This is a genomic window from Hyphomonas sp. ske169, assembly GCF_056850855.1.
Genome location: NZ_CP096146.1, coordinates 180,975 through 201,549 on the forward strand (window position 1 = coordinate 180,975; position 20,575 = coordinate 201,549).

22 protein-coding genes are annotated in these 20,575 nt (G+C 56.0%); 14 read left to right on the plus strand and 8 right to left on the minus strand.

From position 1 onward, the window contains the following. Window positions 1–28: 28 nt before the first annotated feature. Genes MY069_RS00940 through MY069_RS00960 form a run of 5 tightly spaced genes read left to right on the plus strand, consistent with a single transcriptional unit; the run spans window position 29 to window position 4,149 of the window. Complete coding sequence (locus tag MY069_RS00940) at window positions 29–1,309, plus strand: DNA polymerase IV (RefSeq protein ID WP_482795202.1); 1,281 nt, start codon at window positions 29–31, stop codon at window positions 1,307–1,309. Between the two features lie 59 nt (window positions 1,310–1,368). Continuing rightward, the gene (locus MY069_RS00945) at window positions 1,369–1,827 is read left to right on the plus strand and encodes a RidA family protein (RefSeq protein WP_482795203.1); all 459 of its coding nucleotides are present in this window, start codon (window positions 1,369–1,371) and stop codon (window positions 1,825–1,827) included. Further along, entirely contained in the window at window positions 1,820–2,542 is a 723-nt protein-coding gene (locus MY069_RS00950) for a glycerophosphodiester phosphodiesterase family protein (protein ID WP_482795204.1), read from the plus strand. Before MY069_RS00945 ends, MY069_RS00950 begins: the two co-directional genes overlap by 8 nt. A 6-nt stretch (window positions 2,543–2,548) precedes the next feature. Next, entirely contained in the window at window positions 2,549–3,715 is a 1,167-nt protein-coding gene (locus MY069_RS00955; RefSeq protein WP_482795205.1) for a GNAT family N-acetyltransferase, read from the plus strand. After that, window positions 3,712–4,149 carry an HIT family protein gene (locus MY069_RS00960; protein WP_482795206.1) on the plus strand — a complete coding sequence of 146 codons (438 nt, stop codon included), beginning with the start codon at window positions 3,712–3,714 and terminating at the stop codon, window positions 4,147–4,149. The genes MY069_RS00955 and MY069_RS00960 overlap by 4 nt, the downstream gene beginning before the upstream one ends. A gap of 102 nt (window positions 4,150–4,251) precedes the next feature. Here the strand turns inward: MY069_RS00960 and gatB are convergent, their stop codons facing one another. From gatB to gatA, 3 genes are read right to left on the minus strand one after another with little or no spacing between them, the layout of a single operon-like run. After that, a complete protein-coding gene (gene gatB / locus MY069_RS00965; RefSeq protein ID WP_482795207.1) occupies window positions 4,252–5,763 on the minus strand; it encodes an Asp-tRNA(Asn)/Glu-tRNA(Gln) amidotransferase subunit GatB in 1,512 nt (503 codons plus the stop codon). After that, on the minus strand, window positions 5,756–6,112 hold the full coding sequence (locus MY069_RS00970; protein ID WP_482795208.1) for a hypothetical protein: 357 nt from the start codon (window positions 6,110–6,112) through the stop codon (window positions 5,756–5,758). Before MY069_RS00970 ends, gatB begins: the two co-directional genes overlap by 8 nt. A gap of 9 nt (window positions 6,113–6,121) precedes the next feature. After that, complete coding sequence (gene gatA / locus MY069_RS00975; RefSeq protein ID WP_482795209.1) at window positions 6,122–7,597, minus strand: Asp-tRNA(Asn)/Glu-tRNA(Gln) amidotransferase subunit GatA; 1,476 nt, start codon at window positions 7,595–7,597, stop codon at window positions 6,122–6,124. Between the two features lie 179 nt (window positions 7,598–7,776). On the opposite strand from gatA, the gene MY069_RS00980 reads away from it, so the two are divergent. After that, window positions 7,777–8,274, plus strand: a complete 498-nt coding sequence (locus MY069_RS00980) for a DUF6491 family protein (protein ID WP_482795210.1) — start codon at window positions 7,777–7,779, stop codon at window positions 8,272–8,274. Between the two features lie 3 nt (window positions 8,275–8,277). Here MY069_RS00980 and gatC read toward each other — a convergent pair whose 3' ends face one another. Further along, window positions 8,278–8,565, minus strand: coding sequence for an Asp-tRNA(Asn)/Glu-tRNA(Gln) amidotransferase subunit GatC (gatC, locus tag MY069_RS00985; protein WP_482795211.1), 288 nt, complete (start codon window positions 8,563–8,565; stop codon window positions 8,278–8,280). 61 nt (window positions 8,566–8,626) lie between these two features. Between gatC and ruvX the strand changes: the two genes are divergently transcribed. After that, window positions 8,627–9,085, plus strand: coding sequence for a Holliday junction resolvase RuvX (gene ruvX / locus MY069_RS00990; protein ID WP_482795212.1), 459 nt, complete (start codon window positions 8,627–8,629; stop codon window positions 9,083–9,085). Here ruvX and MY069_RS00995 read toward each other — a convergent pair. Continuing rightward, window positions 9,082–9,672 (minus strand): TetR/AcrR family transcriptional regulator, encoded by a 591-nt coding sequence (locus MY069_RS00995; protein ID WP_482795213.1) that lies wholly within the window; start codon window positions 9,670–9,672, stop codon window positions 9,082–9,084. The genes ruvX and MY069_RS00995 overlap by 4 nt on opposite strands. 189 nt (window positions 9,673–9,861) lie before the next feature. Here MY069_RS00995 and plsY point away from each other — a divergent pair, with 189 nt between their 5' ends. From plsY to MY069_RS01030, 7 genes are all read left to right on the plus strand, one after another. Continuing rightward, window positions 9,862–10,458 (plus strand): glycerol-3-phosphate 1-O-acyltransferase PlsY, encoded by a 597-nt coding sequence (gene plsY, locus MY069_RS01000; protein ID WP_482795214.1) that lies wholly within the window; start codon window positions 9,862–9,864, stop codon window positions 10,456–10,458. A gap of 32 nt (window positions 10,459–10,490) precedes the next feature. Then, entirely contained in the window at window positions 10,491–11,573 is a 1,083-nt protein-coding gene (dprA, locus tag MY069_RS01005) for a DNA-processing protein DprA (protein WP_482796735.1), read from the plus strand. Between the two features lie 91 nt (window positions 11,574–11,664). Next, entirely contained in the window at window positions 11,665–13,959 is a 2,295-nt protein-coding gene (locus MY069_RS01010; protein ID WP_482795215.1) for an LPS-assembly protein LptD, read from the plus strand. A gap of 112 nt (window positions 13,960–14,071) precedes the next feature. Continuing rightward, a complete protein-coding gene (locus MY069_RS01015) occupies window positions 14,072–15,322 on the plus strand; it encodes a peptidylprolyl isomerase (protein WP_482795216.1) in 1,251 nt (416 codons plus the stop codon). A 7-nt stretch (window positions 15,323–15,329) separates the two neighbouring features. Then, window positions 15,330–16,340: a 4-hydroxythreonine-4-phosphate dehydrogenase PdxA gene (gene pdxA, locus MY069_RS01020; protein WP_482795217.1), complete on the plus strand. Its 1,011-nt coding sequence runs from the start codon at window positions 15,330–15,332 to the stop codon at window positions 16,338–16,340. After that, a complete protein-coding gene (gene rsmA, locus MY069_RS01025; protein ID WP_482795218.1) occupies window positions 16,333–17,184 on the plus strand; it encodes a 16S rRNA (adenine(1518)-N(6)/adenine(1519)-N(6))-dimethyltransferase RsmA in 852 nt (283 codons plus the stop codon). The genes pdxA and rsmA overlap by 8 nt, the downstream gene beginning before the upstream one ends. Further along, window positions 17,168–18,031 (plus strand): aldose 1-epimerase, encoded by an 864-nt coding sequence (locus MY069_RS01030; RefSeq protein ID WP_482795219.1) that lies wholly within the window; start codon window positions 17,168–17,170, stop codon window positions 18,029–18,031. The genes rsmA and MY069_RS01030 overlap by 17 nt, the downstream gene beginning before the upstream one ends. Here MY069_RS01030 and gmk read toward each other — a convergent pair. From gmk to mltG, 3 genes are read right to left on the minus strand one after another with little or no spacing between them, the layout of a single operon-like run. Continuing rightward, the gene (gene gmk, locus MY069_RS01035) at window positions 18,028–18,672 is read right to left on the minus strand and encodes a guanylate kinase (RefSeq protein WP_482795220.1); all 645 of its coding nucleotides are present in this window, start codon (window positions 18,670–18,672) and stop codon (window positions 18,028–18,030) included. The genes MY069_RS01030 and gmk overlap by 4 nt on opposite strands. Further along, window positions 18,662–19,543, minus strand: a complete 882-nt coding sequence (locus tag MY069_RS01040) for a YicC/YloC family endoribonuclease (protein WP_482795221.1) — start codon at window positions 19,541–19,543, stop codon at window positions 18,662–18,664. Before MY069_RS01040 ends, gmk begins: the two co-directional genes overlap by 11 nt. Continuing rightward, window positions 19,543–20,568, minus strand: a complete 1,026-nt coding sequence (gene mltG / locus MY069_RS01045; RefSeq protein WP_482795222.1) for an endolytic transglycosylase MltG — start codon at window positions 20,566–20,568, stop codon at window positions 19,543–19,545. Before mltG ends, MY069_RS01040 begins: the two co-directional genes overlap by 1 nt. Between the last annotated feature and the right edge of the window lie 7 nt (window positions 20,569–20,575).

A 20,575-nucleotide genomic window follows, 5' to 3' on the forward strand; every position in this document is an offset into this window, starting at 1 on the left:
CACACCCAAGAACATGGCATGAACAAATATGCCTTCCCTGTGCCGAGACTGCGATGCCCATGTCTCTGACACAATTGATCAGTGTCAGACCTGCGGATCCTATCGCATCATTTCGCACCCGGAGCTTGAAACCCTCTGCATCGCTCATATCGATTGTGACGCCTTCTTCGCAGCCATCGAGAAGCGCGACAATCCAGACCTGAAAGACAAACCCGTAATTGTCGGCGGCGGGAAACGAGGCGTGGTGACGACTTGCTGCTATATCGCGCGGCTGAATGGCGTGCGGTCTGCGATGCCGATGTTTAAGGCGCTTAAAGCGTGCCCAGAGGCGATCGTGATCAGGCCAAGGCGGGAGGCTTACTCCACCGCCTCGAAACAGATCCAAGAAAAGTTCCGCTCGCTCACCCCCCGCGTGCAGATGCTGAGCATTGATGAAGGGTTTTTGGACCTGTCCGGCACAACCCGCCTTTCTGGCGCTTTTCCGGCGGTATCCCTGAGCCGGCTGGCACGAGAGGTGGAGAAAGATATCGGCATCACGATTTCGATTGGGCTTTCAGAAAACAAATTCCTCGCAAAAACGGCGAGTGAACTAGATAAGCCGAGGGGTTTTGCGCTGATCGCCCAATCTGAGGCGATGGCATTTCTCGCGGAGCAGCCTGTCGGCTTCCTGCATGGCGTCGGCAAACAGCTCGCCAAGAAGCTAGAACGAGACGGATATCGCTATGTCGGTGACTTGCAGACCAGCGAAGCACGAGAGCTTATCCGCCATTATGGCGAGACCGGGCTGTGGCTGCATCAACGCGCGCAAGGCATCGACAATCGGCCAGTACGCACCGATACGATTCGCAAATCCGTTTCGGCGGAACGTACCTTTGAAACCGATATTCGTTCCTATGACATTCTCGAAGATCGGTTGTGGCAAGTCTGTGAAGAGACCGCCATTCGGGCCAAACGCCACAATGTCGAAGGCTCGACCATTACGCTAAAGCTTAAGACCAAGGATTTTCGGACGCTGACCCGGTCCGCAACGCTGCCAGCGGCCACTAATCTGGCAAACGCCATGTTCCGCGTCATGAAGCCTATGTTGAAGCGGGAAAGCACCGGCGAGCGCGCGTATCGACTGATTGGTATTGGCCTATCACATCTCCAGGAAGCGAAATTTGACACCCGCGACCTGATTGACCCCGGCGTCGAAAAACGCGCGAAAGCAGAACGCGCCAGTGATGCAGCAAGATCGAAGTTCGGAAACGCCTCTGTGATGACGGGTCGCTCGATCAAACTAGCGGCAGAAAAAGCCCGTAAATCGTAATCAGGCTTGCACATGGGCAGGCAGGCGCGCTAGCTGGGCGAAAATTATGGAGTGCTAGTATGTCGACCCCTGAAAGCCGTCTCGCAGACCTTGGAATCACATTGCCAGAGCCGATGCCCGCGGTGGCCAATTACGTCCCCTTCGTCATTAGCGGCCAGCAGCTTTTCGTCTCTGGCCAAGTGAGTGCCGGTCCGGACGGACGGGTCATCGGCCGCTTGGGTGAGAATATGAGCGTGGAAGAAGGCCAAGCCGCCGCGCGCTTCTGCGGTTTAAACTTGCTCGCACAATGCAAAGCGGCGGTGGGTGATCTGTCCCGGATCAAACGCGTCGTGAAATTGGGCGGGTTCGTGAACGCCCACCCCGATTTTGTGGAGATCCCGCAAGTCATCAATGGCTGCTCGAACCTGATGGTTGACGTGTTTGGCGACGCCGGACGTCATGCGCGGTTCGCCGTAGCTAGCCCCGTGCTCCCGCTAGGCGTTGCGGTGGAAGTCGACGGCATATTCGAAATTGGCTAAGCGCTTCCAGCTTCAAGACTTTGCCTATGCCCATCGCGGGCTTTGGACGAATGACGGTCTGCCGGAAAACAGCATGGCAGCATTCCAAGCCGCTGCCGTGCAAGGGCTCGGGATCGAGTTTGATGTTCGCCCGTCTGCTGATGGCGTACCGATCATCTTCCACGACCCGACGCTTGATCGGATGACCCAGGAAACCGGCAAAGTTGAGGAAAGACGCGCCAGTGACTTGGTGGAGCTCCCCTTGAGAGGCGGCGGCGAAATCATTCGGCTCGAAGACCTTCTGTCAGACTGGCCAGCACAAACACCCCTGCTGTGCGAGATAAAGATCGATGGCGAGACTGATCCAGTCGTCTTCTGCGCTGCTGTAGCAGCACTGATCGACGCTCATGAAGGTCCAGCGGCGATGATGAGTTTCTCGACCCTGGCCGTGGCGAGCATTCCCGAGACGATCATGCGCGGACAGTTGATTGCGCCAAGTGAGGGCAATGCCACGAAAAACCTGGCCGCAACGCCAAAGGTCTCTGTCGATTACCTCGCCTGTCACACGGGCGATGCGCAAAATGCCTCGCTTCAGGAGGCTCGCACTACTCTGCCACTAATCACATGGACGGTGAAAAGTGCGGAGGCGTGCGAGACGCTCGCATCGCTCACGGAAAGTCAAATTTTCGAAGGTTTCGATCCAGCGCTCGCAAAACGCCATATTTTCAATACATAGAACAATATGGACGAGACGGTTTTCAAAGCGCGTATCATTTCTGGGCTGGATGAAGTTGCCCCAGAGACCTGGAACCGCCTCGCAAATCCGCCATCCCTACCCTTCGATCCGTTCCTCACCTGGGAATTTCTAGAAGCGATGGAATCGTCTGGCGCTGCCCAACCCGAAACCGGCTGGTCGCCGTGTCATATACTGGTGGAAGGGCCAGGAGAAGACGTGCTCGCTGCCATGCCGCTCTACGCAAAGACCCACAGCCAAGGCGAGTTTGTGTTCGACCACAGTTGGGCTGACGCGTATGAACGTGCTGGCGGCTCATACTTTCCAAAACTGTTGAGCGCGGTGCCATTCACGCCCGTGACCGGGCGCCGATTTTTGGTCCCGCCTGGGCCAGACCAGGGCCGCCTCGAGAATGCGCTTTTGTCGGCAGCCATCCAGATCGCAGCACAAAACGATTTTTCGTCTCTACACATCAATTTTGTCGAGCCGGACTTCGCCAATCAAATGGGTGAAACCGGCCTCCTCGTTCGCACCGCTCAGCAATTTCATTGGCACAATGATGGCTATGCGGATTTTTCAGATTTCCTAGCAGCCTTGTCATCCGCGAAACGCAAAAATCTGCGCAAGGAGCGCGCAAAAGCGCAGGCGGGATTGACGTTCAAACACCTGACTGGCGAGGCCATCACGGAACAGGATTGGGACGCGTTCTTTGAGTTCTATATGGACACCGGCTCGCGCAAATGGGGCTATCCCTATCTCAACCGAGACACGTTCACCCTGCTTGGTGAAAGGCTTGCGGATAAGATCCTGCTGATCATGGCCTATGATGGTGATGTCCCGATTGCGGGCGCGTTGAACCTAATCGGCTCAGATACTTTGTATGGACGGTATTGGGGCTGTTCCAACCCCCGCCCCTTCCTGCATTTTGAAACCTGCTATTACCAAGCCATCGATTATGCGATCGAGAACGGCCTGCGCTCCGTCGAAGCTGGCGCTCAAGGCGGACACAAGCTCGCCCGCGGCTATGCCCCTGTGACAACGCATTCAGCCCATTGGATCGCGCATAAGGGCCTGAGAGAGGCCATCGACCATTATCTTGAGCGCGAACGCCAAGCCGTTGAACATGAATCTGCTTATTTGGAAAAACGCACGCCGTTTAAAAAGGATCCAACATGACCCTGCACGCCGCCTATGACCCCGATAATATATTCGCAAAGATCCTGCGCGGAGAGATGCCGAGCGTGAAAGTCTATGAAGACGATGTCGCGCTCGCCTTCATGGATGTGTTCCCGCAAGCCGAAGGCCATACGCTGATTATTCCAAAAGACGTTGAGGTTCGCAATTTTTTAGACATGCCCACTAACAAGCTGGGTGCCTATATGGAGCGTGTTCAAACGGTTGCCCGCGCCGTTGAGAAAGCGCTGACGCCAGATGGCGTCGTTGTTACCCAATTTAATGGCGCGCCCGCTGGGCAAACCGTCTTCCACCTCCATTTCCATGTTATTCCGCGCTGGATCGACAAGAAACTCGCGGGTCACGCAAGCGGACAGATGGCAGATATGGGCGAGCTTGAAGCGCTCGCCACGAAGATCCGCTCTCACCTCGATTGAACGAGCCTCATCTTGAGCGAAGTCGAAGGATGATTCTCCGAGCCGCTCCGCCCTCGTCCTTCGACTTCGCTCAGGATGAGGGCTGTTTCGGTCCGTGAGCTCTTAAAGCCCCAACTTCTCGCGCAAGATCTTGTTCACGGCTTGCGGATTCGCTTTGCCGCCAGAGGCTTTCATGACCTGGCCAACGAACCAGCCAATTGTCTTTGGCTTCTCTTTGACCGCCGCAGCCTGATCCGGATTTGAAGCGATGACCTCGTCGACAATCGCTTCAATCGCGCCTGTATCGGTGACCTGTTTCAGGCCATGTTTCTCGACAATGTCAGCTGGATCGCCTTCGCCATCAATCATGCGTTGGAACACGTCCTTAGCGATTTTGCCTGAGATCACGTCGCTGCTGATTAGATCGATCAAACCGCCAAGCTGGACAGCCGAGACAGGGCTCGTCGCAAGTTCAAGTTCGGCTTTGTTGAGATAGCCGAACAGCTCCTGCGTCACCCAGTTTGCCGCCAGCTTAGGATCACGACCTGTCGCAACCGTCTCGTAAAAATCAGCGCTTTCCGCATCTGCGGTCAAAACCCCAGCATCATAGCGTGAAAGGCCATAATCGGCTTCGAACCGCGCGCGCTTTTGATCCGGCAGTTCCGGCAGGTTGACTTTGATCCCTTCAATGAAGGCATCATCAATTTCAAGCGGCAACAGGTCCGGATCCGGGAAGTAGCGATAATCGTGCGCATCTTCTTTTGACCGCATGCTGCGGGTTTCGCCTTTGTCAGGATCATAGAGGCGCGTTTCTTGATCAACCCCACCACCGCCTTCAACGATTTCGATCTGTCGCCGTGCCTCGTACTCGATGGCGGCTTGGATGAATCGGAACGAATTCATGTTCTTGATTTCGCAACGCGTGCCGAGGTGGCTGAAATCGCCAGTCTCGCGGAACTTCTCATAGGCACCAGCTTTACAGATCGAGACATTTACGTCTGCGCGCAGATTGCCCTTTTCCATATCACCGTCGCACGTCCCAAGCGCAACCACGATGGATTTCAGCTTTTTGACATAAGCAGCAGCTTCCAAGGGCGTGCGGATATCTGGCTTCGAGACAATTTCCATCAAGGCAACGCCGGACCGGTTCAAATCGACATAAGTCGCGGTCGGATCCATATCGTGGATCGACTTGCCCGCATCTTGCTCGAGGTGAAGGCGCTCGATCCGTACAGAAAACGCATAAGCCGGGTCGCCATGCGCGGGCTCCACATCTACCTCGATCTCGCCTTCGCCGACGATTGGGTGCGCAAACTGGCTGATCTGATAGCCTTGCGGCAGATCTGGATAGAAATAATTCTTGCGATCGAAGCGTGAATATTTGTTGATCTGAGCGTTCAGGCCGAGGCCGGTTTTAACCGCCTGCTCAACACAGAACTTATTGATCACGGGCAGCATGCCAGGCATCGCCGCGTCGACCAGGGAGACATTTTGGTTCGGCTCTGCACCGAACTGAGTTGAGGCGCCTGAAAACAGCTTGGCATTCGACGCGACTTGCGCATGAACCTCAAGCCCGAGCACGACTTCCCAGTCACCCGTGTCGCCTTTTAGCGTATATGTCGGACGATCACTCATCGCCTTTTTCCTCATTCGTTTCGTCTGTGTGTTTAGCGCGCTTCTCAGCCGCTTCAACCCGTGCCCGTCTTTCCGCGAGGCGGCGATCGATGGCGTGTTCTTTTCGTCCAAAGATCGGCAAACCTGTCATAAAGGATGTGCCCTCCTGGAATTCTTTTTTCTCCAAATACCGATCAACAATCATCGCAATTCGGAAAGCAACATAGGCCGCCGCAATCAAGGTCATCGCCCAAATATGGCGCGACCGTTCATGAAATGGATCCGCTCCGAAATTAAACGCCGCGAGCAGCATGATGCCCACGCATATGACAAAGATCGATGCCATCAGGATGAGAAAGCGTCGGCTCATCGCGCTAGTCTACCACCACTTCTCCGGCTTTGCGACAAACCCTGCCGCCTCCTCAATTGCGCCAGCGACGCGGAAACAGGCCGCTTCATCCAGCGCTTTGCCAATCACCTGAAGCCCTAGGGGCAGACCGTCATTGTCGACGCCAGCTGGCACCGAAATGCCAGGCAGTCCCGCAAGGTTCGCCGTCACCGTGAAAATGTCGTTGAGATACATTTGAACCGGATCATCGGTCTTCTCGCCATAGGCAAAAGCGGCACTTGGGCAGGTTGGCGTGAGCAGCGCATCAACGGTTTCGAACACGGTTTCAAAATCCTGAAGGATCCGCGTCCGAACTTTTTGGGCGCGCAAATAGTAGGCGTCATAATATCCTGACGAGAGAACATAAGTCCCGATCATCAAGCGGCGTTGCACTTCAGCGCCGAACCCTGATGCGCGCGTGCCTTCATAGGTCCCGATTAGCCCATCGCCGCTTTCCCGGGCGCCATAACGCATACCGTCATACCGAGCGAGGTTTGACGAGGCTTCCGCCGGCGCCACGATGTAATAGGCCGGCAGCGCATATTTCGTGTGTGGCAACGAGACATCGACGATCTCTGCGCCCATCGATTTGAGCCATTCAATGCCCTGTTGCCAAAGCTTTTCGATCTCTTCCGGCATGCCATCAACGCGATACTCTTTCGGCACGCCAATTTTCATGCCTTTCACGCCTTTATGAACCTCTGACACCCAATCTGGCGTCTCGACATTGAGCGAGGTTGAGTCCTTCTCATCGTGCGAACACATGACTTCTGTGAGAAGCGCTGCATCCGTGACGGTCTTCGCAATAGGGCCAGCTTGGTCGAGGGAACTCGCAAACGCGACCATGCCCCAGCGCGAGGCTCGGCCATAGGTGGGCTTGATCCCTACGGTTCCTGTAAATGCAGCGGGTTGGCGAATGGAGCCGCCCGTGTCGGACGCTGTCGCCGCCAGGCAGATATCGGCTGCCACGGCAGTTGCTGAACCGCCCGAGGATCCACCAGCGGTCAGCGTTGCATTACTTCCGCCTCGGCGCCATGGATTAGACGGCGGACCAAACCGTGAGGTTTCGTTAGACGAGCCCATCGCGAACTCATCCATGTTGAGCTTGCCCAACATAACAGCGCCTTCGTCCCACAGATTCTGGGTCACAGTGCTTTCATAAGTCGGGGTGAACTCGCCCAATATGTTTGAGCACGCCGTGGTGCGGACGCCTTTGGTACAATAGAGGTCTTTGATCCCGAGCGGGGCGCCATCAAGTCGGCCCGCTTTGCCGTCTGCCCGCCGGGCATCTGAGTCAGCGGCCATTGCAAGCGCCTGATCTGGGGTTTCAACCACATAGGCATTCAGTGAGGCATTTGAGGCCGAAATCGCGTCAACAAAAGCCTGCGTTAGCTCGACGCTAGAATAGTCGCCTTTGTCCAAACCATCTAAGGCTGACGTTAAAGTGAGTTTTGTCAGATCGCTCATGCGAGCTCCCGTCTTCAAATCTTAAATTCAGGCGACTTCGTATGCCGCCTTGGGGGCTAAATACAAGCTTTAAACGCGGTTGTTTCCAGTTCATCGTTGTCTTGCATTCAGGGTCACTATGATTTGATTGGAAAGCTCCCAGCGTAACCGTATCATCTATCACAGCCAAAGGAGCTGCTATGTTGTCCCACCGTATAGCCTTTGCCGCCACGCTCTTTGTCGTTTCGGCATGTGCCACTGACCTCACACCCGAACAACTCGAAGCGCGCGAAAAAGAGAAAGCCGAACAGGTTTTCGCGAATGATCCACGGCGCGGCGACGAAGTTAAACGGCTCTGTTTCGCGAGCCAGATTGATGGCTTTGGAGAAACCACCAAACGCGCCGTCGTCGTCAGCGAAGGATTAGACGACTATTTGATCGAGACCTTTCCGGGCTGTTTCGACTTGGACTGGGCGCAAGGCTTGGCAATCGATTCGACCTCGAGCTGCCTGACCAAAGGCGATCGCTTGTTTGCTTTCGACTCGCCGTTTGGAAATCATTCTGGCAGCGGGATCCAACAATCCTGCCGCGTTAAAGCGATTTATGAATGGGATCGGGATGCCGACAAAGAAGGCGATGTCGAGTCTGAGGGTTCTGATGAACCAGCGGAAGACGTCGAAACGGCAGAGGCCAAATAGCCTCTATTCGACGGCTTTCGGCACAACGAAGAAGCCTTCATCGGTCTTCGGTGCGTTGGCCAAAACCTGGTCCTGAATGCCGCCATCACTGACCACGTCGTCGCGCATTGGCAGTTTCGCTGCGACGACGGAGGTCATCGGCTCGACGCCTTCAATATCAACTTCATTGAGCTGCTCAATCCAGCCCATAATGCCGCTTAGCTCACCCGCGAGGGTTTCGAGCTTATCTTCAGGCACGGCGATCCGGCTCAGGCGCGCAACTTTGCGAACATCGTCTTTGGTAACACTCATCGACTGGCAACTCCGATTGACCGGCGCAGCGATACGCGCCAGTGAGCGGGAAGACAAGCCCATGCCTGAACTCGACCTCACCCAGTTTCCGAAATCCGGCCCCCTGCTCGGCATTGACCCAGGTGCTAAATCAATTGGCATCGCCGCCTCTGACGGTTTGCGGATGATTGCGACCCCGATTGAGATTATTCCGCGAGGACGCAAGCTGCGGCCATCTCTGGAGACGCTGTTTGACCTCTATGATGAGCGCGGCTGTTGCGGCCTGATTGTTGGGCTGCCGCTAAATCTCGATGGCAGCTCCGGCCCGCGCGTCCAGGCGGCGAAAGCGCTGGTCCATAATATTCTGCAATTCCGCGATGTCCCCCTAGCCTTTCAGGATGAACGTTTATCCAGCGCTGAGGCTGAGCGGGTGATGATTGATGCGGATCTAAGCCGGGCGCGGCGCGCTGAAGCGATTGACGCGTCAGCGGCGGCAATCATCCTGCAAACCGCGCTAGATCGTTTAGCTAACGCTGGCTAGCGCAACACGGCGTCGAGCAAGGCGCCGAGCCGTTTGGCGAATTGATCGCGATGGATTTCCTGACTGCGCGATAGAACCTCGAACTCGCTGCCGCGAGATAAGGCGACCAACATCCGCGCTGCTTCCAGTGGGCGGCTCGCTCCTAATCGCTCCAATGGATCCGACAACCAGCTCTCGAGCGTTCGCGACCAAGCGGCCACGCGCATCCGCATCGCATCATCGCGCCCAGCGAACAGCACCATCTCATATTCGATAGCTTCTAAGCCAGACTGCGCTGGGCTGAGCGTTGTCATACCGCCAAGAAACCGAATGAAATCGTCTTTGGTCTCTACGGGGCGATTGGTCAGCGTCTCGACCAAGGTGCGCTGATAATCATCGATATAAAGCGAGAACGCATCCCGCACGAGATCTTCGCGCGTTGCAAAATGGTAGGTTGTGGTGCCAGGCGACACGCCCGCTACTGCTGCGACTGCACGATGAGTCACTTTGTCGACGCCTTTGGTCGAGATGATTTCCAAGGCCGCACGCAGAATACGCTCGCGATTAGCGCCTCTTGGGCCAGATTTTCGCGTGCCTGCTTCGGACATGTCTTTCGACCCTTTAGTACAAATGTGCGATCATTACGGTTTCGTATTGTTTCCGCTTCTGGCTTCATAAGAAATGGGGCGCATTTGACAAGCGATGCAAGCAAAGTCTCACATCTGAACGAAGGTTGTCGGTCCCTTGACGCATCGAGCGGTGCGCGTTCAATGAGCCGCAATGAATGAGGGCTGAGCATGATTTGGTATCTGGCTGCAATAATTGTGGGCTATGGGCTCGGCTCCATCCCGTTTGGGCTGCTGATCACACGAGTGGCAGGTCTCGGGGATATTCGAGAGATCGGCTCCGGCAATATTGGCGCAACCAATGTTTTGCGCACAGGTCGCAAGGACTTGGCGCTGGCAACGCTCTTGCTCGATAGTTTTAAAGCGGGTCTTGCGGTCTGGCTGATGGCAACCGTCAGCGGGCAACGCAATGTCGGATTGATTGCTGGAGCCATCGCCTTTTTGGGCCATTGCTATCCGATTTGGCTCGGCTTCAAGGGCGGCAAAGGCGTGGCGACATATGCGGGATTGCTCGTCTTCGCCTCTCCACTGGCTTTAGCGGTCGGCGCGCCGATATGGCTCGGCCTGTTCGCTCTGACGAGAATTTCGTCCCTTTCGGCTTTGGTCGCCGCAGCGATTGTTCCGTTCGGCGCCTATCTACTCGGCGAGACGAAATTTGCTGCCGCCACGCTTTTAGGATTAAGTGTGCTGGTGTTTTGGACACATCGCGAAAACATCAAACGGCTTCTCGCGGGGACTGAGCCTAAATTTGGGAGTAAAACCAAATAGCTAACAGTCTTGGGGGACTGAGCACAGAAGAAATCCTCGATTGGTTGCAGCTGGCGCGCACACCGCGCATTGGGCCGGTCACGTTTTTCCAACTCCTGGCAAAGTTTGGGTCGGCATCCAATGCGATCGACGCCCTGCCCTCGCTCACACGCGGGCGAGCCGCGAAAGCGGTCGCTGCACGAGCAGACATCGCGCGTGATTTCGAAGAAACACACAAAATGGGCGGACGGATCTTGTGCGCCGCAGAGACAGATTATCCGCCTCTTTTAAAACAGCTTTCTCCGCCGCCGCCGGTCTTATCCGTTAAAGGGCGAATGGACATTTTCACCCAGCGAACGGTGGCCATTGTCGGCGCGCGCCAGGCTTCGGCTGCGGGTCGAAAGATGGCGCGGGACATCGCTAGCGATCTGTCAAAGGCTGGCTATGCCGTGGTATCTGGACTGGCGCGCGGGATTGATGGCGAAGCCCATGCCGCCAGCCTAGAAGGAGGAACTATTGCCGTTTTGGCGGGCGGTTTGGATCACATCTACCCGCCGCAACATCAGCGCCTCTATGACGCGATAGGCCAATACGGTTTACTGGTCAGCGAAAGCCCAATCGGCCACCGCGCCACCGCGAAAGATTTCCCTCGCCGTAACCGAATCATTACGGGCCTGTCCGAAGGCGTCGTCGTTATCGAGGCGGCGGAGCGCTCTGGATCTCTGATTTCAGCCCGCACAGCGCTGGAACAGAACCGGGAAGTGATGGCGGTGCCGGCCTCGCCGCTAGAAGCCCGGTCCGCTGGGAGCAACCGACTCCTTCGCCAAGGCGCGATCCTCGTACGCAACGCTGAAGACGTGATCGAAGCGCTCGCTGCGCCCCTTATGCGTTCCATTCAGGCGCCGCCGCCAACCGATTTCGAAGATTTCGATGCGACCGAACCGCTCCCAGCCGATCAAGTCGAAGCGGTGAAGCTCGCGCTCGGTCCAAACCCGATGCCGATCGCTGAAATCGCACGGGTCGCGAACATTGGATATGCAAGATGCGCGATGATCTTGGTCGAGCTAGAACTCTCTGGCATGGCGGTGACCTATGCCGGCGGGTTTGCCTCATTGGCGCTGGAAAGCCACAGCTGACTGCTATTTAACGCGTAAGCGGGTTCGCATCACTGGACGCTGGCAAGCGCACGTTCTAAGCGGAATGGACCTTAGAGTACGGAGCCACGGCATGCGCAAATGGACTTGTTTTCTGCTTTTGGCAGCAAGCGTTGCGCAAATCGAAGCAGCTTTCGCTCAAGAACCGGCCGAAGATCCCATTCCAGAAACCACTCAGGAAGCGGCTGAAGACGTCATCGTACAAGAACCTGTCGAAGATGCGCCCATCGATGATGCCGAACAAATATCGCGCCAGGTCGGCACGGTGGTGCTCGATGCGGACAATATCTTCGTCAATGAAGACGAGAATACGGTTGTTGCCGAAGGCAATGTTGAAGCGAAATATGAAGGCCGGGTCCTGATCGCGGACCGGCTCATCTATGACCGCAACACCGATAAAGTCCGCGCCATGGGCAATATCGTGATCATCAATGCAGATGGATCACAGAGCTTTGCCGACGAGATTGAAACCGATTCCAGCCTCGCAGACGGCTTCGTCATTGGATATTCCACGCGGATGCCAGATGGCGGTCTGGCGGTTGCGGAATCTGCGGTCCGGACCGCCGAGGGCTATAACGCGCTTGATAAGATTGTTTATACCTCGTGCGAAGTTTGCGACGAGAATGACCGCCCAACCTGGGCGCTGCGAGCGCGGCGCGCGGTGTTGGATGAAGAAGCGCAAATGATGTCGTATCGCGATGCGGTGCTTGAGATTGCCGGTGTCCCGGTCTTCTATTTGCCCTTCTTCGCGCACCCAGATCCAAATTCTGAACGCCGCTCTGGCCTCTTGCAGCCAGACTTCGGAACCTCATCGAAACTCGGCGTATTTTACGAACAACCCTATTATTGGGCGATCTCGCCCTACCAAGATCTAACCATTTCGCCGAAAGTCATGGCCAATGTTAATCCGCTGGTCGAGATGCAATATCGCAAGCGGTTCTGGTCTGGTTCGTTGTCGGCGAATTTCAGCTTCACCCAAGAACAAGAATTTGATTCAGACGGTGAAAAGTTCGGCGATAACGAGTTTCGCGGCCACTTGTTTGCGGAAGGCGGCTTTGCGATTCGACCCGGCTGGCGCTGGGGCTTTGCCCTCGAGCAAGTGAGCGATGACCTCTATACCCGCCGCTACGATATTGAGGGCGAAAATGACAAACGCGGGCTCTATGCCGGACAACCGCGCTATTTGCTCAACCAACTCTATACCCAAGCGCAAAGCACCGATTGGTATGTTGAAAGCGCCTTACTGACCTTCGAAACCAATCGTGAAGGCGATAGCGATGCGCGTTTGCCGCGGGCGCTGCCACTGATGTTTGGTGAGAAGCTCTATGATTTCGGTGATTTCGGTCAGCTGGCGCTATCAGGCTCAACCGCCATTCTCGAGCGTGAGCTGGGCGTTGATAGCTATCGCGCCTCGACGGGAGCGGATTGGTCGACGTCGCATGTCATGAATAATGGCCTCTTGCTCTCCCCATTCGCCGAAGGGCGGTTCGACTATTATCAACTCGACAATGTTCCCAGCGGTGCGTCGAATGTGTCGCGCGGGGTCGCAACCCTCGGAACACGCGTGTCTTATCCGCTTTATCGGCCTGGTAAATCTGTCGACATCATCATCGAACCCGAAGCCCTTGTTGCTTACGGTACCGCAGGGACCAATGACCCAGATATTCCGGTGGAAGACAGCTTATTTTATGAGCTAGACGAAACCTCCTTGTTCGAAGCGAATGCTGCCTCTGGCTTCGACACTTATGAGGGCGGCAGCAAAGCGTCTCTCGGCGCTTCTATTTCTGCGCGGTGGAAAAACGGCATGTCGATCTCGGCCCTCGGCGGTCGGCGTTGGCGGGATACGTCAGATCCGGTTTTTGATGTCGGATCGAACTTGGATGGTACGGTCTCGGACTGGGTCGCTGGCATCTCGGCGAATTTTGGAAAAGGGCTCACAATTGAAACACGCGTCCGTCTCGATGATGACAGTTTCGCTCTGAACCGAATTGATGCGCGGCTCAGAACAAATCTTTGGCGTTTCCGTAGCAATACAAGGTATTACAGCATTTCTGGAGACGTTACAGATTCTGGCTTTAGCGATGAGGGCATCGAAGTCTCAGCCGACTTCAAAGTCACTGATAATTACTACCTTCTCTACAGTCTCAACCGCGACATTTCGGGGCGTTCAAACCTGAATGGACGGATCAGTGATCCTGCAGATATCCGCCAAACCGTGGGGGTTGCCTATGAAGATGACTGCTCACGCTTTGAAATTTTCTTCGAGCGGTCAGAGGCACGCGACCGAGATCTCGGTCCCGAGGATTCCATCAAGTTCCGATTCGCCTTAAAAACGCTGGGAGATTTCGGCTCAGCCGACGTCGATTAGAGTATCCATCGCAGTCTCGACACATTACAGCCACGTCCGTTGCGCATTGTTCAGCAGACGTTATGTTTCGCGCATTAGATTACGTGGGTCTGGGACCTGCAGGAGATAGAGTATGCTTCGATCAATCACGCTTGCTTCAATTATGGCGTTCGCCGGATGCGCCACGCTGTCAGCACAAGAGGTCGCTCCCGCTGCGCCTGAAGTGCAGCAAATTGAAGGCATTGTGGCGGTCGTAAATGACGATCCGATCTCTTTTACCGATGTCAGACAACGCGCACGCTTGCTGCTCTTGAGCCTGGGCGGGCAACAGCCAACCCAAGAACAGATCCAACAATTCACCACACAAGCGCTTGAACAGCTAATCGATGAAACGCTGCAACTACAAGAAGCGGCAGAATATGAGGTGCAGGTCAGCGATGCCGATATTGCAAACTCAATCGATCGGCTCGCTTCGCAATCTGGGGTGTCGCGCGACGCGCTAATGCAGAGTTTGATCCAGTCTGGCGTAAACCCGAACAGTCTTGAAGAACAAACCCGCGCTGATATTGCCTGGCGCCGGATTATGGGCGGCCTGTATGGCTCGCGTATTCGGATTTCGGACAACCAAATCTCTGAACAATTGAAACGTTTGCAGGCCGACGCCAAAAAAGAACAATATCTCACCTCAGAAATCTTCCTCTACGCGCCCTTGGAAACCGATAAAGAACAAGCGCTTCTCGCGGCGAATTCGATTTTGGAGCAATTGCGGGCCGGCGCGCCGTTTGAAGTGGCGGCGCAGCGATTCTCTTCCGCGCCAACCGCCGCGACAGGCGGTGATATGGGCTGGATCGTGCTCGATGAGTTTGATGATGCCCGCAAAGCCGCCATTTCTGCACTGCCGGGACCAGGTCTAACGGAACCGATTGCCGTAGAAGATGGTGTTTATCTGATTAATGTCCGTAGCAAGCGCGATCCTTCTGATTCGACCACGATGGTCGATGTCACGCGCGTGACGGTGAATGATGGGTCCGAACAAAGCTTGCAAGCCGCGATTGATCAGATCGAAGATTGCGACGCGATTGAGGATGTGGTCGGCGCCGACTCCAATTTGCGCTCCGTCGGGCTGAACGATCTAGATGTCGAAGACCTCGGCCCTGAAGGGCGCTCTATGGTGCTCAACACCGAAATTGGTTCATCAACGGATATTTTCGCGCAGTCAGGAACCCTTGCCGCGATGTTTGTCTGCGGCCGCCGCGACAATGTTGAAGCGCTACCAAATCGGGATCAGATCGAAGATCGCCTTTACAGCGAACAACTCGGCATGATTTCAGAGCGCAGCCTGCGAAATCTTCGCCGCGAAGCGACGATCATCCGAAGACAGTAGTTTGGATGTGACCGGGGCTAAGACACCTCTCGCGGTCACGATGGGGGACCCTGCTGGGTGCGGGCCACAAATTACCGTATCTGCATGGAAGGACCGCGACGCGCTGGGCCTCCCGCCCTTTTTCGTCATCGCCGACCCTCGCCTGTTCGCGGGTCACGTGCCGGTCACGGAAATCTCCAAACCAAGCGATGTGCGCTCAGCATTCGGATCTGTCCTGCCCGTCCTGCCGATCGAGATGGAAGCCGGTGATCGTGTTAAAGCTGGTCATCCCAGCTCGGACTATGCGGGCGCGATCACAGAGAGTATCGCCACCGCCACAAAGCTTTGCCTCAGCGGAGACGCAGCGGCCGTCGTGACCAATCCGATTAGCAAAGCCATCCTATATGAGGCAGGGTTTACGTTTCCCGGCCACACCGAATACATCGCAGACCTTTGCTCAACGCCAGACAAGTCGATCAAACCGGTTATGATGCTCGTCGGCGGCGGGCTCAATGTTGCGCTGGCAACGATCCACGTGCCCTTGATGCGCGTGCTCGATCACTTGACTCCGGATACGCTGACAAAGACGGCCATAATCACCCATCAGGCCCTGCAACACGATTTTGGTATCGCCTCGCCGCGATTGGCATTTACCGGCCTCAATCCGCATGCGGGTGAAGGCGGAACAATCGGCTCCGAAGAGCGCGATATTATCAATCCGGTTGCGCAAGCACTGAGAAGCCGCGGCGTCGATATTTCTGATGCACGTCCCGGCGATACCGTATTTCATGAGGCCCTGTCCGGCGCCTTCGACGCCGTCATCGCGATGACCCATGATCAAGGCCTTATCCCCGTGAAAACACTCGACATGTGGGGCGGCGTGAACACGACGCTGGGTCTGCCCATTATCCGCACCAGCCCTGATCACGGCACGGCCTATGAGGCCGCGGCCGAGGGCACTTGTCGCCCTGACAGTTTGATCGCGGCGCTGAGGCTCGCCGACAAAATGGCGAAACAGCGAGCGCAGTCGCATGACTGACCGCCCTGACCTGACTCAAGCCCGCGCGCGCAAAGCGCTGGGACAGCATTTCCTGTTCGATCCAGATATCCTGAGGCGCACCGCGCTCGCGGCAGGCTCAGTTGAGGGTCGTGATGTCATCGAGGTTGGTCCGGGGCCCGGCGGGCTGACACGCGCGCTTCTGGATGCCGGCGCGAAAACCCTCACCTGCGTCGAAGCGGATGAAAGATTTGCCGCCGCGTTGAATGCTTGGCCGGAGGCTGAAAGCGGACGATTGCGCGTGCTGCAACATGATGCGCGCAAAGTGGAATGGGAGCGCCTTCACGCCGTAGCCGAAGCCACGCAGCCGGTAATGATTATCGCCAACCTACCCTATAATGTCGGCACACCGCTTTTAGTGGATTGGCTCAAAGCCGGCGACTGGCGCGGCGAGATGGCCTTGATGTTTCAGAAGGAGGTGGCCGAGCGGACGTGCGCGCGACCCGGCGACCGTCACTATGGTCGCCTTGCGGTTCTTACCGCCGGGGTTTGCGATGCCGCGATCTCGTTCACGCTACCGCCTGGTGCATTTCGTCCGCCACCGAAAGTCGACAGCGCTGTGGCGGTGTTCCGGCCCTTAAGCAAAAACGCGCGTGTCAAAGATCTCGCAGCGCTCGAGAAAGTGGCAACTGCAGCTTTCGGGCAACGGCGAAAAATGCTGCGAGCATCACTCAAACCACTCGCTAAAACCGTCCAGCTTGACGCTGTGCAATGGTTAGAATCCTGCGACATAGATCCAACCGCACGCGCCGAAACGCTCACCCAGATTCAGTTTCGAGCTTTGGCAGGTAAGTTTGGGGAGGCGCAGCATGCGCATAAGGCTTGATCACAGGGACCTCTCATTAGAGCTCGATCCTGCCGCGGGTGGGTCGGTGAGCAGCTTCAAACATAACGATTTAGAGATCCTCCGGTCTGCGCCGTCGCGCATCGGACCGGCTTTTGATCCCCGCAACTATTCGGCTTTTCCGATGGTTCCTTATGTTGGGCGAATTCATAATGGGCGCTGCCATGTCAGCGGAAACCAGATCCAATTGCATCCAAACCTGCCTCCCGAACCCCATTCCATCCACGGCTTTGGATGGCAGACAGCGTGGAAAATCGAGAATCAAACGCAGACCAGCGCGCGGCTTGTTCATGTTCACGACGCCGATGCTTGGCCTTGGACTTATACCACCTCGCAGACATTCCAGTTGGAGGATGAGAGTTTAGTCCTAGACATGGAGCTCACCAACCAAGGCCCAGATGCGATGCCTGCAGGATTAGGGTGGCATCCCTATTTCTATCGCAAAGACGCAACGCTCAAGCTTCCGACCACGCACGAATGGCAGCCAAATGAAGAGACCGGTGAAAACCTACCGGTGCCGATCGAGCCTGAGGCCGATTTAACGCCAGGGCGCCGAGTGGAAGATTTAAAGTTGGACACAGCGTTTCGAGTTGCTGAGCCGGTCATTCGGATGTCGTGGCCCACACACGCTGTGACGATGGTCTCAGATCCAGTCTTTGCGAATGCGACGATCTATGTGCCGCCCGGCGAAGACTATTTCTGCGCTGAGCCGATCACGCATGCGCCGAATGCGGTGAACGGTGCGCTTGCAGACGATGTGACAGGGCAACGCTGGCTCGCGCCAGGTGAAACGCTACGCGGTACAATTAGGCTAACTGTGGCGCGCTAGAGCTCGCCCAGCAAACGCCGGACGTGATCTTCGAGCTTGTGTTCACGCAGACGTTTTGTGCGCTCAACCAGTAGGATTCGGCGGAGCTTTTCATACGCTTCTTGCAAATCGTCATTGACGATACAGTAATCATATCGCCGCCAATGCAAGATCTCAGCTTGGGCATCCCGCATCCGGCGCGCGACCATATCCGGCGTCGACCCTTCGCGGGCCGCGAGGCGCTGTTCGAGCGCTTCAATGCTCGGCGGCAATACAAAGACCGAGACGCAATCATTCGGCATCTGATCGTGCAAAGCGTCAGCGCCCTGCCAATCCACATCGAAAAGAACGTCATTGCCGATCTCGAGTTGCGCGACCGTGTCCGCGCGCGGCGTGCCATAGTAACGATCGAAGACTTTCGCCCATTCTAAGAACTCGCGGCCAGCTATCATTTCGCGAAACTCGGTTTCAGTTCGGAAATGATAATCAATCCCGTCTTTCTCGTTCGGGCGCGCTTCGCGGGTGGTGGCAGAGACCGACAGCACAACGTCTTCAAACTCTTTCATGAGCATGCGCGCGAGCGTGGTCTTTCCAGCACCTGACGGACTGGAAATGACCAGCATGAGGCCACGGCGCGGGTCTTGGTCAGCGCTATTCGACATTCGCGGCTTGCTCCTTGAACTGATCAATCACGCTTTTGAGCGCAAGACCGGCATTCGTCAAATCTAAGGATGCAGACTTTGAGCAAAGCGTGTTGGCTTCTCGGTTCAGTTCTTGCGCCAGAAATCCAAGGTCTCGGCCAACGGCGCCATCGCTTTTCAACAGATCTTCGCCCCGGCTGATGTGAGCGCCAAGGCGATCAAGCTCTTCCGTGACGTCTGCTTTCGCCGCCAATACGGCGATTTCCGTCGCCAAACGTTCGTCCGAAACCGCGCCTTCACTGTCAAACTCCGCGATCCGTTCGCGGTATTTATCTGCGATCAATTTCCTTTGTTCTTCAGCAAATTCAGTGGCTTGTTTAGTAAAATTCGCCATCTCGGACAAATGTCCGGTTAGCATGCCGTGCACGTCTTCGCCTTCTTTGCCGCGCGCTGACGCTAAGCCTTCGATCAGCTTATGCCCTGATGCGATTAAGGCATCGACCGCACCATCAATCTTCGCCAAATCCCTTATTGACGTCGACTGGGCCTCCACAACGCCTTTGATGCCCATCAGCGTTGCGAGCGCCGGTCCAGTCGCCATCGTTCCATCTGCCGTCTCATAGGCTTTTACCAGGGTCTGTAATACAGACTCATTGACCGCAATCTTGTCAGATCCCGTCAGCTCGATCCGCAACCCGATTTGCAGATTGCCGCGATGAAACTGAGCGCTGACGGCTTTGCGCATCGCTTGCTCAATCACTTCGAGCCCAGACGGCACATTTAAGCGCACATCAAGGCCCTTACCGTTTACGCTGCGCGCTTCCCAACTCCATGTTCCCCATGCCGCTTCGCCGCTTTCTCGCGCGAAGCCGGTCATCCCTGATAAGGCCATCAATTCTCCCGTTCGCGGGCAATCTCGCCCCGCTCAAAGCGGCGATAGGCCGCCACATTCTGTTGATGCTCGGCATAGGTCTTCGCGAAGAGATGTCCACCTCTGCCATCAGCAACGAAGAACACATAATCGGTTTCCGGTGGATTGAGCACGGCAGCAATCGCGTCCCGTCCGGGATTACAAATCGGGGTCTTTGGCAGACCGTCGATTTGATAAGTATTCCAGTCGGTCTTGCGATCGATTTCGGAGCGATACAGCGTGCGGCGCTGTCCCTGGCGATTGTAAAGTGGTTCGCCTTGGGAAACGCCGTAAATAATCGTCGGATCGCTCTCTAGACGCATGCCCTTTTTCAAGCGGCCAACAAAGAGACCCGCTACCAATGGGCGCTCATCGGCACTGGCCGTTTCTTTCTCAACCACGGAGGCGAGAATGACCGCTTCATACGGCGTCGTGATGGGCAAACCATCTTGCCGGTCATCCCACAATTGCTCGAGTAACGCGTCCTGGGCCGCCTCCATCCGCTCAATGAACTGCGTACGCGTTGTTCCAGCCCCAAACGCATAGGTATCAGGCAGCAGAACGCCTTCTTCGAAACTCCGTTCCGGCATATCGCCAACAAGATCATCGGCCGCCTCGACCCGGCGTAGGATTTGTGCCGTCGTCAGGCCCTCAGGAATGGTGAGGCGAAATTCAATCACCTTCCCTTCGACGAATTGAGTGAGGATTTCCACGACACTGGCCCGGGCCGGCACAACATAGGAGCCCGCCTTGATGTCGCTCTCAACATCATCCAATCGCGCCTGCAGACGCAGGATCCGTCTATCTTCAATGAGGCCAAGGCTCTCAAGCCGGTTAGCAACGCTGGCAAGGCCTTCCCCCCGCTCAATCGTAAATTCCATTTCTTGACTAAGGGGGCCTGGCTTTGCGACTTCGCCTTGCAACCAGAACCAGCCATATCCGATCGCCGCGCCACCTAAAATGGCGCCGACCAGAACCAGCGCGAAGAGTGCTTTTATAAAACGCATTTAGACC